The 12,103-nt window shown below is 57.8% G+C and carries 10 protein-coding genes and 1 pseudogene; 7 read left to right on the top strand and 4 right to left on the bottom strand.

The window, feature by feature from the left end; genetic code table 11:
* The first annotated feature begins 399 nt into the window (after positions 1 to 399).
* On the top strand, positions 400 to 816 hold the full coding sequence (locus GRI69_RS04430; RefSeq protein ID WP_160727072.1) for a Ros/MucR family transcriptional regulator: 417 nt from the start codon (positions 400 to 402) through the stop codon (positions 814 to 816).
* A 93-nt stretch (positions 817 to 909) separates the two neighbouring features.
* Here GRI69_RS04430 and GRI69_RS04425 read toward each other — a convergent pair whose 3' ends face one another.
* The 4 genes from GRI69_RS04425 to GRI69_RS04410 all read right to left on the bottom strand — a co-directional run bounded on the left by GRI69_RS04425 (position 910) and on the right by GRI69_RS04410 (position 6,176).
* Positions 910 to 2,016: a hypothetical protein gene (locus tag GRI69_RS04425; protein WP_160727071.1), complete on the bottom strand. Its 1,107-nt coding sequence runs from the start codon at positions 2,014 to 2,016 to the stop codon at positions 910 to 912.
* A gap of 13 nt (positions 2,017 to 2,029) precedes the next feature.
* On the bottom strand, positions 2,030 to 4,183 hold the full coding sequence (locus GRI69_RS04420; protein ID WP_237452942.1) for a GumC family protein: 2,154 nt from the start codon (positions 4,181 to 4,183) through the stop codon (positions 2,030 to 2,032).
* 18 nt (positions 4,184 to 4,201) lie between these two features.
* Complete coding sequence (locus GRI69_RS04415; RefSeq protein WP_160727069.1) at positions 4,202 to 4,819, bottom strand: polysaccharide biosynthesis/export family protein; 618 nt, start codon at positions 4,817 to 4,819, stop codon at positions 4,202 to 4,204.
* A gap of 154 nt (positions 4,820 to 4,973) precedes the next feature.
* Positions 4,974 to 6,176 (bottom strand): O-antigen ligase family protein, encoded by a 1,203-nt coding sequence (locus tag GRI69_RS04410; protein WP_160727068.1) that lies wholly within the window; start codon positions 6,174 to 6,176, stop codon positions 4,974 to 4,976.
* Positions 6,177 to 7,221: 1,045 nt separating this feature from the next.
* On the opposite strand from GRI69_RS04410, the gene GRI69_RS04405 reads away from it, so the two are divergent.
* The 6 genes and pseudogenes from GRI69_RS04405 to GRI69_RS04380 all read left to right on the top strand — a co-directional run bounded on the left by GRI69_RS04405 (position 7,222) and on the right by GRI69_RS04380 (position 12,089).
* A complete protein-coding gene (locus GRI69_RS04405) occupies positions 7,222 to 8,442 on the top strand; it encodes a sugar transferase (protein WP_160727067.1) in 1,221 nt (406 codons plus the stop codon).
* A 138-nt stretch (positions 8,443 to 8,580) separates the two neighbouring features.
* Positions 8,581 to 9,102, top strand: coding sequence for a transcription termination/antitermination protein NusG (nusG, locus tag GRI69_RS04400; protein WP_160727066.1), 522 nt, complete (start codon positions 8,581 to 8,583; stop codon positions 9,100 to 9,102).
* A 159-nt stretch (positions 9,103 to 9,261) separates the two neighbouring features.
* Positions 9,262 to 9,624 (top strand): MarR family EPS-associated transcriptional regulator, encoded by a 363-nt coding sequence (locus GRI69_RS04395; RefSeq protein WP_337191024.1) that lies wholly within the window; start codon positions 9,262 to 9,264, stop codon positions 9,622 to 9,624.
* A gap of 199 nt (positions 9,625 to 9,823) precedes the next feature.
* Entirely contained in the window at positions 9,824 to 10,831 is a 1,008-nt protein-coding gene (gene galE / locus GRI69_RS04390; protein ID WP_160727065.1) for a UDP-glucose 4-epimerase GalE, read from the top strand.
* A gap of 127 nt (positions 10,832 to 10,958) precedes the next feature.
* Positions 10,959 to 11,141 (top strand): annotated as a pseudogene (locus GRI69_RS16400) (SIS domain-containing protein); the annotation flags it as partial.
* 411 nt (positions 11,142 to 11,552) lie between these two features.
* On the top strand, positions 11,553 to 12,089 hold the full coding sequence (locus tag GRI69_RS04380) for a glycosyltransferase family protein (protein ID WP_160727063.1): 537 nt from the start codon (positions 11,553 to 11,555) through the stop codon (positions 12,087 to 12,089).
* The last annotated feature ends 14 nt before the right edge of the window (positions 12,090 to 12,103 follow it).

The following is a 12,103-nucleotide window of genomic DNA, read 5'->3' as shown; positions in this document are numbered from 1 at the left end:
GTTACTCTTCGGCGCCTATCAACTAGGCCTACAATGCAGCGCGGCGCCACACCCCAGGTTCCTTTGCAGCAGTCGGCTACCGGTCGTTGGGCGGACATGACCCCGACAGAAGCGATAGGGAAATTCTTTGCGCACAATCCCAAATATTGGCGGCATGGACGCTTCTTGGCGAAGGAAGAACGGGGCAGGCTGGACCAAAATACCCGTGCACATGCCCTCGTGGATGCGCGAATATTCCGCGGGGCGCGGCCTAAACAAAAGGATGTGTGAGAAACCAAATATCAGGCCTCTGATCGTACGCTTGTCCCTTCGCTCCGTTACGCGAAACTATTGTCGACAGAATACGAACAATTCAGTAGCGACAAATTGAACCAAAAACTTGAGACGGTACCTAATCAAATGGATGACACACTTATTACGCTCACTTCGGAAATCGTTGCTGCACACGTTTCCAATAACAGCGTGGCTGTCGACGAAGTCCCGACGTTGATTTCAAATGTTTATGGCGCACTTGCCAGCCTAGGCGAACCGCAGAATGCAGAAGAGACACCTCCGGATCCGGCTGTTTCGATCCGAGCTTCGGTTAAGCGCGATCAGATCACTTGTCTTGATTGCGGTAAGAAGATGAAGATGCTCAAGCGTCACCTTTCGACCGAACACGATATGACGCCTGATGAATATCGTCAGCGCTGGAACCTGTCTTCAGACTACCCAATGGTCGCTCCCGATTATGCAGAGACGCGTCGCGATCTTGCAAAAAAGATCGGCTTGGGTCGCAAACCGGGTCAAAAGCGCGGTCGGAAAAAAGCTAGCTGACGTCCAGTTCCCGGACACTAGACGTCCTAAGGTCGCCGATCGTCTACATATGGAATTGCCGCGCGGGAGAGGGCGCTGGGCTCAGTGAGCACGTCAGATGCTTGTGAGCTCAACGCCCTCTATGATCGCCTCAAGGTCGAGCGAGCTTTCCCATGCGGAGGCCTCAAGAATTAGCCAAGCGTAGGGGCAGGTGTTCTGCGGAACAGTAACGCGGGCATCTCCGGACAATTCCGTTGCGAACCAGTTTGACCCCGTATCAGATGAAGCACATGCCAGCTTGGCTTGCAGTGTTCCGTTGCCCTGCTTCACGGAAATCTCGCTTGAGATCCGATAATCACCAGGGCTTAGAGCGACTAACTTTCTTGCGAATTCGCCCGAGGCGTTGCTCTTCACGAAGACATCCATCGTATCTGTCGAAATAAGACGCGCGCGGACATCGCGGGTTTCAGAAACCCGCCAATCAATCGGCGGGTAGAATTCGTCGGGATTATCCGTCGCCGACCGAGCCTGCTCGTAGAGTTCAAACGCTTCGGGGAACCGTCCGGTCTCAACAAAAGCGCTGAGCAGATTGCGTTCAGTTTGCGGATCGGAGGGAGGAGATAGCCTCTCGCGAAGAGCCGCGTATCGTTCGAGCGAGGCTTCGTCGCGTGGAATCCTGCGCCAAAACGCTGTGGCCCACGATGGCTCATCACGTAGAGCTTGCTCGAGCAGTGACAAGGATCCGGCATCGCTCCAACTCTCCGATAGGACGGAAACGAATTGGGGAGCCAGGTCGGGTTCCACACGGGACAATTGATCAACGAGGGGTAAGACGCGCTCCAGATTATTCTGCGCCACTTCGGCTTGGAGCAGCGCTAGCCCAGTGAGCCTGTTACGCTTGTCCAGTTGTCTCGCTGCACTCAGAACCGCATGTTGCTGTGCGCCTCTGTCGAGCGACAGAACAAAGAGAGCGTCACTTGCGAACGGTTCTTTGGAGAAGGCAACGCGTGCTTTTTCTAACGTATCTTTGTCCGCTTGTATCGCAGCCTGACCACCCTCTTCGGAAGTGCGTATTGCGCTCAATGCTTGCTCGGCTAGCTGGAAGCCATTTAGCCGAACGGCCCAATCGGAAGCTGAGGCCGCAGATGATGCGTGCGCATGAATTGCCACGATCGGCGCGAGCGCAATCGCTAGACCAGCAAGAAAAAGCCGAGAGATCATGTCGCTTGGATGCTCAGGCCGCGCTCTCGTTCGCGCTCTTTTCACCATAGGAGTACCCGTAGCCATAGCCATAGCCATAGCCGTAGGACTGGTTGCGCTGATCGAGCTTCGTCACCACGGCCCCGAAAACCTTGCCGCCGCCACGTTCGAGACGATCCAGCGATTGCGCAATCATGCGCATCTTTCCTTTGTTCGCTTCAATCACCATCACGACGCCATCGACTGCCGAAGCGATCAAGGGGGCGTCCGCGAGTCCCAGGACAGGCGGAGCATCGACGATAATATGATCGTATTGCTCGCCCAGGCTCTGCAAGAATTGGGCAAAGCGATCGCCGGCGAGAAGCTCAGCGGCATTCGGGGGCTGCCGACCGGAGGAGATGACTTGGAAGGCGTAAGGTGCACCGGTCTGGACCATGGGCTGCCACTGTTCTTCGCCCCTCAGAATATTGCTGAGGCCTTTACCGCCGGACACTTCGAGGTACTTCGAGAGACCGGAATGCCGCATATCCGCATCGAGCAGCAGAACGCGCTTGCCGCGGTCTGACAGGATATCGGCGAGCGCCACGCTAGAGAGACTCTTGCCTTCGGCCGGGCGTGTGCTGCCCAACATCAGGTATTTCGGCACGCCACTCTCGGAAAGAAAGCCGAGGTTAGTGAACAGATTGAAGTAAGCCTCGTAGAGCTCGGAATGCTTGCTATTCAGAGCTTCGTCTACGCTCTCATCGGTTACCCGCGGAATACTGCCTAGAAGCGGTATCCCCAGAACATCGGGTACTTCGGCCGGATCGCGCAGGCTTTGGTCGAGCTTTTCGCGAAGCAAGATAATGCCTCCGGCCGCAGCCGCGCCAAGCAACAACGAAAGGAGCAAATTGCGCGGCAGGTTTGGTTCGGTGGGAACTGACGGTATTTCTGCAGCATCCACGAGTGCGATATTGTTCTCGCCTACGCCGGCGACGCCGATCTCGCGGTAACGCTGAAGCAGTGCGTTATAGAGCGAGCGGTTGGTGTCCACTTCACGCTGGAGGATGTTGTATTGTACGCTGTCGCGCCGCTGGCCGACGAATTCGGTCTGTAATTCATTCACACGCTCACGCAGGCGCTGCTCGGTTTCCAAAGCTTGCCGGTAGCGCGCCCGTACGGCCCCGCCTGAGCGAGCTTCCGCTTTGGCGATTTCCTGATCCAACTGATCAATCTGGTCGGTCAGCGCACGGACAGTCGGATATTGTTCACCTGCAGTGGCGCGCAGCTGAGCGCGTTCAGCTGCAAGCTCGGCGCGCCGCTGCCGCAGCGGCTGGATTGCGGCTGCATCTTCAGGAGCCAGCGCTGTGCCGGATCCATTGATTGCAGCTTGAGCGGCAATTCGCTCGGTGGTGGCTTGCGCCAGCGCTGAGTTGAGTGTCTGGAGATCGCTTGCGACCAGTGTTTGTGCCGCCGTATCGTCACTGTCGCCTTCCGCGGGAGCATCGACCGTGAACAAGTTGCGCTCGGCTGCATAGGTAATGAGTTCACGTTCGGCCTCCTCGAGACGCTCTCTCAATTGTTCGAGGCGTCCTTCGAGGAACTGGCGGGCTTCGGTGGTCGCGCCGAAACGCCGCGCCAAATTGCTCGCGATATACTCTTGGGCCCAGAGGTTGGCGATGCGAGCCGAGAGCCCCGGGTCGGGGCTGGTAAAGCGGATATCTACAAGGTTCGAAGTGCCGACGGGTGCAATGCTCACATTGCTCAAAAGTATGCCGACCAACCTTTTCTCTGGATTGTCGCCGAGATTCTCGACCTCAAAGGCCTTCAGAAACTGCTCGTCGGTAGCCAGGTTGCCCTCGCGGACAACCTGCTCCGCAAGCGAGCGCGCCCGGAGCAACTCATACTGGGTCTCGTAATATTGCGCGTCGAGCACCTGGTCCTGCGTTTCCACGCCTTCAACCGCGGTGACGTTGGTTTCGACGCGGCTGATCTCGATCCGCGCGCTCGCTTGGTATTTCGGGGTAATTAGCAGGGTCGCCACTAGCCCGATGATGAGGGCAGCAGCAATAAAACCTGCGATCAGGAGCTTGTTGTTCTTGACGACCTGCCAGATGCGCTCTGCTGCCGGCACGGCAAAATCGCGTAGCGACGAAGGCTCTTCATCGTAATATTCGGCGAACTCGGGACGACCGGCAGGGCTGCTCATTGCATTTCTCATGAGGCCTTACCTTAGCACGCGATCAAGCAAGATGATGGGGGTGGTTACCAGGGGCGCCAATGCGGTGATTGCCTGAATCCTTCGCAGTGTAGGTGAATCGCCTACCTGTACGATATCGCCGGCATAGACGAGAGGGTCCGGATAGTTACCACGCTGGATCGCACCCAAATCATAAAGCCCGATATAGCGCTGACCGCCGACTGTACGAAATACCAAGACTTCGCTGAGTTTAGCCGTGTCCGTGGTCCCCCCACCTGTCGCTACTGCCTCCAGCAACGTCATAGGGCCGGCTACTTCATGGCGTCCTGGACGAGTGACCTCGCCGCCAATCGTCAGCAAGCGGCCCGGTTGTTCGAGAACATCGACGGTGACCTCGGGATTGACGACATAATCACCGCGCAAGCGAGCAGCAATTTCCTCGGAAATCGCGAGCGGAGTACGGCCATCGGCCTGAACCATCCCGATGAGCGGAAACTGGAAAGCCCCCGAATATCCGATCAACAGTTCGCGGCTCAGCTCGGGAAAGCCCAAGACGCTGATGCGCAGACTGTCCTGCGGCCTGACCACGGATACCTCGTCAATTGCCGGAGCGGGCAAAGCGCTCAGTTCGGCCACCTCGATCATGGGAGATTCGCCAATCGGCCCCGATCCAGCGCACGAAGCAAGGGAGGCGCAAGCTGCTGCAAGTATAGTAGTGCGCAAAATCTGCATGTTGGAAATTGGTTTGGAAGCAAGCCTGACGACAGGCAGTCCTTCCGCGACCCCCATATTAAATAAGTTAAACCGACACTTCGGGAGATTTCCCCTTTAGGGCAGGGGCTCCGAACATGGCAAGGGCGATCACCGCAAGCACCATCACGGAAGGAACGCGTAGTGGATAGTCGACCACACTTGCGGCCCCAAGGACAATGAGGATTCCGAGGCCTAACCATGGTTCGCTGCGAGCACCTCGCTCGTAGGGTAGCCGGATAAAGCGCCGGACGCAGATGACTGCCAGCAGAGCAAATAGGATAAGCCCCGGCACACCGGTTTCGATCGGGAATTGGAGCCAGTCGTTGTGGGCCTCATTGACATAGGCGGGTCCGAGCAGATCGACCGGCTCACGCATCCGATAGGCGTATTCGAAGGCGCCGAGGCCGGACCCCCAAGGCTGAAAGTCGCCCACCATATCCAGAAGAATTGGTAGCAACTTTGCCCGCAGGTCCTCGAGTGCGCTGTTCTCAAGGATGCGGGCGAGGGCGGGACTTCGTTCAGCCAAGGCGAAGAGCGGGAGCAGAATGATGGCGACAACCGCTAAGAGAATTGGAAGAAACTTCCCTTGTCTTGCCGCCGCGGATGTTTTCCGGGTTTTTAACCGGTCGATCCCGAGTGTCAGGGCGCCTAGGAAAAGCGACATACAAAGCGCAATAATGCCTGCACGCGAAGCATTCGTAATGATGGCCAGCGCTAGAAATGCCCCGGCCGCTGCCATGCTCCACTTAATCCATGGGAAGCGCCGTTCATCAGAGTGCTGCATCAGGAACAGGCTGACCAGCAAGCAGCAAGCCAGGAAGACCGCATGGTGATTACGGTTAGCAAAGAGACCGACCGCGCTGCCATTGTTGGTGATCTCGTAGAAAAACAGTCCGCTTCGCGGATCTGCAAAAAGCTGCATGATGCCGAGGAGGGCGCTCACGATCCCGATTGCTACGAAGCCCAACAATACGGGGGTATGGTCACGGACCATCGAAAAGAGCAGAAGCGCCGCCAGAGGCACGGTGAGCGAGCCTAATGCGTTGATTGTGGCTGCACTCGAGAGGGTAACGGGCCGCCAGACCTCCAGTCCAAGCAAGTTGTCCAACCGCGCTATCGCCTCGTGTTCGGGCAGCAGCGTCCAAAGATCTGGGGGGAGGGGGACAAGCTGAAGCGATGCTATTAGAGCGATCCCCGCAACAAGCAGCAGCGGAAGTTTGATGCGCGCCAGATCGTCCTTGCGAAGCATCAGAATCGCAGTGGCTATGATTAAGGCAGAGACGAACCGAAGCGCTGGAAGGCTGGTGATGTCAGCGCGCGAGCCGCCTCCGAGAAGAAACACGAAGACGAGGAATGCGAGAAGGCCAATCGCCGCGTGCGGACGAAGTCTTTCGTTGGCAGATTGAAGCAGAAAAATGGCTCTTACTTTCCGACGATCTTGATGGACCGGCAGGAGCGCCCGCCCTGACGAAGGAGGCGTTCTTGGCGGGTCAGGTCAATTTAAGCAAGGACCGACAATTAAAGAGGTTACTTGCCAATCAAGCGGCCGAACCACGAAGGGCGTGACGCTGGTTTCGTCTGCCCCGCTATCTGAAAAAGATAGTTACCCAGTTGCACGGCCTGGTTCTTGTCGATGACGAGGACCGAATGGTGAACATCGTCTCGCGAATGTGGCGGAGGTTTATGGACGAATTGCATGCGAAGCACGATTCGGTCGTGCAGGTCTTCGGCTTTCCATCCTACCAAGGCGCCATAGGAGTCGACATTTCCTTGCGAGTTCCCAGTGTCGATGGCTTCAACAGGCGCTGCGTTAGTAACGTTTTGCAATGATTATCCCTCCCCAGAGACGTCGCTCGGCATAAACTTCATCGTCTCTTTGCTCAAGGGCGAGGTTAAATCAGTCCCAATACGATGCAGTTCTCTACGATTCTCCCGATGACGAGAATAGGCCCATCCAGTAATGCGGGAATCCATACTTGATTGATAAAATTGCCTAATTAGCCTCGGAAATTGGCGCGTATGTCGCTTTCATACAAGCCGCGGGCAACCAAGGTCGCTAGCGTGGCTTTGCGGGGGTGCACGAGAGCGAATTTTGCGCTAACGGGACTTCCGATGGGGCCAATTGTTTCGCAAATGCAATTGCTTAACAATTGTTAAGTTGGGCCATTCATCGGCTGTGTAGATTATTTTAGGGGTCGCAAGTGTTACTGGCCAGAATGCCAGCGGTAAGCAATGGGCGGAGCTTTGTTCATCGGCTTCGTTTCGAATTTGCTTTCGTTCTCGTTGTCGGGGTTTTGATCCCCGCTCTGTTAGCGCTCAGCTTCAATGCCGATGCGCTGCTTGTGGCGTTCGACTTCGCGGAACGGGTGCCGCTTGCATCAGGCGATGCTATTTCGAACTCCGTCTTCGGCGTCACGGTCTGTGCGGTCGCGACCCTTTTGGTCCTGCGCCGCTTCCGCCAATATCCCGGAACGCAGATCGCGCAGTCGATCCTTCCTGTGCTGGCCGCATTCTACGCCGTCTTCCTAGGCCTCGTCGTCCTTCTTCGCCTTGAGTACTCGAATGCCATTCTGCTCTTGTGCTTCGTGGGGACATTGCTCGCGCGCTACGCAATCGAGACCCTCTGGCGCGACAAGGGCATGCTCTACTGCGTTGTGCCGGGCGGCAAGGTCGACCGTATCCGGCGCCTCACTCGCGTGCCAATTCTCGATCTCCACGAGCCGCGCCTCGAAGTTCTCCCTCGCGGTCCGATCATCGCCGATCTCCATGCCGATCTCGAGCCCGAATGGGAGCGACTGATTGCCGAGGCAGCGATTTCGGGACGGCCGGTCTATCACTACCGCCAGGTGTGGGAGACCGAGACGGGCAGGGTGCAGATCAATCACCTCTCGGAGAACAGCTTCGGCGCGCTCGTGCCCAGTTTCGTCTATCAGAAGCTGAAGCGCAGCGTGGACCTGCTCGCCTCGATTCTCGTCCTTCCTGTCGTGCTGCCGCTGATGGCGATCACTGCCATCCTCATCAAGCTCGACAGCAAGGGGCCGGTCTTCTTCCTGCAGCGCCGGATGGGCTTTCGCGGCAAAGTGTTCAACGTCGTCAAGTTCCGTACCATGACGGAAGCGAATGACGGCGAGGACCGCGAGAAATCGGTCACCTTGACTGATGACGAGCGGATCACCAAGATTGGCCGATTCCTGCGCAAGACCCGCCTCGACGAGTTGCCGCAGATCGTGAATATCGTGCTCGGGCAAATGAGCTGGATCGGCCCGCGTCCCGAGGCGGTCAGTCTTTCGACCTGGTACGAAGCCGAGATCCCCTTCTATCGGTACCGCCATATCGTCCGGCCGGGGATCACCGGTTGGGCGCAGGTCAATCAGGGGCACGTCGCCTCGCTCGACGAGGTCGACGACAAGCTTCAGTACGATTTTTATTACATCAAACATCTGTCCTACTGGCTCGACATCGTCATCGCGCTGCGCACGCTGCGCGTCGTCCTGTCGGGCTTCGGGGCAAAATAGCTCGGTGGCCGGTATTCTCGAATTTGCCGCCCCTATCGAGGCGCAGGGGTTCTTCGGGTCGTCTCCGGTGTCCCGCGCGGCGGCGCGTGATGTGACCCCAAGTTCGTCATGCGCCGCCATCAAACCGGGAGCGGGCGAATGAGCCTTTCTCTCGCATCAACGGCCCCTTTGCCGCGGTGGTACGCGGCGCAGGTCAAGCCGCGCCAGGAAAAGCTCGCGATCTCGCATCTGGGGCGCCAGGGCTTCGAAACGCATTGTCCGCTGGTCGCACGCTCTAAGCTCGTCGCGAAGAAGCCGGCGATTGTTCGCGAGCCGCTATTTCCGGGTTATGTCTTCGTGGAGCTGGGTGCCGAGGATCGCTGGCGCTCGATCAATGGGACAATCGGCGTGCTGCGGCTGGTAACATTCGGCAATGACCCGGCGCCTGTACCGAGTGGCTTTGTCGAACGCCTGCAGGACATGGCGGACGAGCACGGCGATGTCGCCTTCGAAGAAGATTTGCAGCCCGGTGATGCCGTGCGCGTCGTGGGCGGTCCCTTCGACGACCTGTGCGGCTCGCTAGCCAGCGTTGCAGGGTCAGAGCGTGTCGTGGTGCTGCTTCGCCTGCTGTCGGGAGACACCAGGGTGACGCTTCCGCGCGCTCAGCTCGTGGCTGCCTGACCACACCTCAGGGTATTTTGCTTCAATAGTTTATCCCGCTGATTGACCTGCGGGATGGCGGCTCCTAGCCAGCCGTTCAAATTTGAACAGGGTGAAGATCGCTGTTCGATAAACGAGATTGGCACTGCGTGAGGGCGATTCCCGCGTAGTGCGGTAGCCGTGCAGACCGATACACAGCCATCCAAGCAGCCTGCGCTGTCCGCGCGCGAGGCGCTCGACTGCGAGATCCTGTATTTGCTCGAGCACGAGCCGGGGATCACGCAGCGCGAGCTTGCCCGGCGAATGGGCGTGAGCCTCGGCCGCGCGAATTATTGCCTGAGGGCACTTGCGGGGAAGGGCTGGCTCAAGATGGGCCGTTTCAGGCAATCGGAGAACAAGGCAGGCTATGCCTATGTTCTGACGCCTGGCGGGATTGCGGAGCGGGCGCGGCTGGCGGGCGGGTTCCTGGCGCGCAAGCGCGCCGAGTACGAGTATCTCCAGGCGCAGATTGCGCGGCTCGAGCGGCAGGTTGATGGGGAATGAGCGGGATATCGCCAACGGATGCTGGAGCGCTTCCAGGCCTCAAGCAGCCGAAGGCGTTAGGCCAACAAGAAACGCCCTCAAGCAGCCGTAAGGCGTTAGGCCAACAAGAACGATTCCTAGTCGGTGTTATCGCGCATGGGGTCGTTGACTGCTGACGAATGGGGCCCGGGTGGGTCATCTGAAACCAACGGAAATGTTCATGACTTCGAATAAATTCTCCGTGCTGGTTACGGGCGGCGCAGGCTACATCGGCAGCCACGCGGTGCTCGCTCTGCAGGATGCAGGCTGGCCAGTCGTAGTGGTCGACAACCTCGTTACGGGCTTTCGCTCGGCGGTGTCCGAGGGGGTGCCCTTCCACGAAGTCGATGTCGGTGATGGGAAGGCGGTGCGGTCGATCCTGCGCGAGCACGGTATCGGTGCGATCATGCACTTTGCTGGCTCGGTTGTCGTCCCCGAGAGTGTCGAGAACCCGCTGAAGTATTACGACAACAATACCGCCCGCAGCCGCGTCTTGATCGAGGCGGCGATCAAGGAAGGGGTGCGCCACTTCGTGTTCAGTTCGACCGCGGCTGTCTACGGCGAGCCGGACACGGCGCGCGTGAGCGAAGACAGCCCGACGCGGCCGATCAATCCCTACGGGATGTCGAAACTCATGACCGAAGCGATGCTGCGCGATGTGACAAATGCGCACGACCTCAACCATTGCATTTTGCGCTACTTCAATGTCGCCGGAGCCGATCCTCAGGGGAGGACCGGGCAGTCGACCCAAGGGGCGACCCACCTGATCAAGGTCGCGGTCGAAGCTGCACTCGGCAAGCGCAGCCACGTTGCAATCTTTGGCGGTGATTTCGAGACGCGCGACGGCACCGGCGTACGCGACTACATCCACGTCTCCGACCTCGTCGCAGCGCATGTCCTTGCGCTTGAGGCGCTCGTCGAAAAGCCGGACGCATCGATGACGCTCAACTGCGGCTACGGACGAGGCTACTCGGTGCGTGAGGTACTCGACGCGGTCGATCGCGTCTCGGGCGGAGAGGTCGAGCGCCGCCAGGAGCCTCGCCGCGCGGGCGACCCGGGTGAACTCATCTCGGAAAATGCGAGGCTGCTAGCGACAGTGCTCTGGCAGCCGAGGCACCAGAACATCGACGAGATCGTCGGTCACGCGCTCGCTTGGGAGCGACAGTCGGCGCTCGAACCTGCTGGCTGATCGCGAAACCCACGAAACCCCACCAGAAAGAGACGCAAGAACACGATGTGTGGAATTGTCGGGATCTTAGGCCGTAGAGACGTGACAAATCGCGTGATCGAGGGCCTCTCGCGGCTCGAATACCGCGGCTTTGACAGCGCGGGCGATCAGCTATATCCACGCGGAGGGCTACGCGGCTGGAGAGCTCAAACATGGACCGATCGCGCTCATTGATCACGACTTGCCGGTGGTCGTCTTCGACAATGAAGGAAATCTCCAAGAAAAGACGCTTTCGAATGCCGCCGAGGTAAGCGCACGCGGCGCGCATGTTTGGCATGTCGGAAAAGTGCCTAGCGCAGACGTGGTGCTTCCGCCCTCCGGCGTCGTGGTGACGCCCTTCCTTCACGCAATTGTCGCCCAGTTGCTGGCATACTATGCCGCATTGGCCATGGGCACCGATATTGACCAGCCTCGCAATCTCGCGAAATCGGTAACGGTTGAATGATTTGGCGAGTCCAATCGTCCCACACGAACAAAAAGACATCCTGATTTCATGCGCACAGTTGTATCGATAGTATCTCATGGTCACAGGGAAGAGCTTGAGAGAAATCGGCTTTTGGAGCGTCTGAGGCCGCTATCCGTAGTTCTTCGTGAAAATTTAAACAGTGAATCTCACAGAGATTGTGTTGGAGTTAGTCTGTTTACCAACTCATCCCCGCGAGGATTTGGCGCTAATCACAACATGAATTTTCGGGAATCTAATCTTACTGGTAATGATTGGTTCGTAGTATGCAATCCGGACATCATTGCCGATGGGGAAAAAATCGCTGAACTCGTTGGCCAAGCCGAAGCAGACGGAGAAAAGCTGGTTTGCCCCTTATTATGGAATGATGTGGCTCGCAAATATGACGATAACATACGGCCATTTCCTCAATTCGGTACGCTTGCACTCTCGTTGATCGGCTTTTCTGGCCCTAGTAGATATAGCGACCAAATGGCAACTACATCGGGCTATCGCGACTGGGCTTCGGGAGCGTTTCTCGCCATCAGAGCTGACCTCTATCAATATCTGAATGGGTTCGACGAGAGGTACTTCATGTACATGGAAGACGTTGATTTCTGCAGGCGCGCGCGCCTGACTGGACATAGGCTAAGATCTTACACGGATATTGAATTCGTACATAACGCCGCCCGGGCAAACCGTCAGATAATCAGCAAGAATTTCGCCTATCATCTTACCAGCGCTGCGCGATACTTGGTCCGGAATTATGCGGCATAGGGCCGCGCATAACC

The organism is Qipengyuania vulgaris, from assembly GCF_009827325.1.
Classification (GTDB): domain Bacteria; phylum Pseudomonadota; class Alphaproteobacteria; order Sphingomonadales; family Sphingomonadaceae; genus Qipengyuania; species Qipengyuania vulgaris.
The sequence above is the reverse complement of the archived record's forward strand: the minus strand, read 5'-3'. Positions and strand labels throughout refer to the sequence as shown.

Coding starts and splice junctions, on each gene's coding strand:
- GRI69_RS04430 (WP_160727072.1), top strand. CDS start 400: ATGGATGACACACTTATTACGCTCACTTCGGAAATCGTTGCTGCACAC.
- GRI69_RS04425 (WP_160727071.1), bottom strand. CDS start 2,016: ATGATCTCTCGGCTTTTTCTTGCTGGTCTAGCGATTGCGCTCGCGCCG.
- GRI69_RS04420 (WP_237452942.1), bottom strand. CDS start 4,183: ATGAGCAGCCCTGCCGGTCGTCCCGAGTTCGCCGAATATTACGATGAA.
- GRI69_RS04415 (WP_160727069.1), bottom strand. CDS start 4,819: ATGATCGAGGTGGCCGAACTGAGCGCTTTGCCCGCTCCGGCAATTGAC.
- GRI69_RS04410 (WP_160727068.1), bottom strand. CDS start 6,176: ATGCTTCGCAAGGACGATCTGGCGCGCATCAAACTTCCGCTGCTGCTT.
- nusG (WP_160727066.1), top strand. CDS start 8,581: ATGAGCCTTTCTCTCGCATCAACGGCCCCTTTGCCGCGGTGGTACGCG.
- galE (WP_160727065.1), top strand. CDS start 9,824: ATGACTTCGAATAAATTCTCCGTGCTGGTTACGGGCGGCGCAGGCTAC.
- GRI69_RS04380 (WP_160727063.1), top strand. CDS start 11,553: ATGAATTTTCGGGAATCTAATCTTACTGGTAATGATTGGTTCGTAGTA.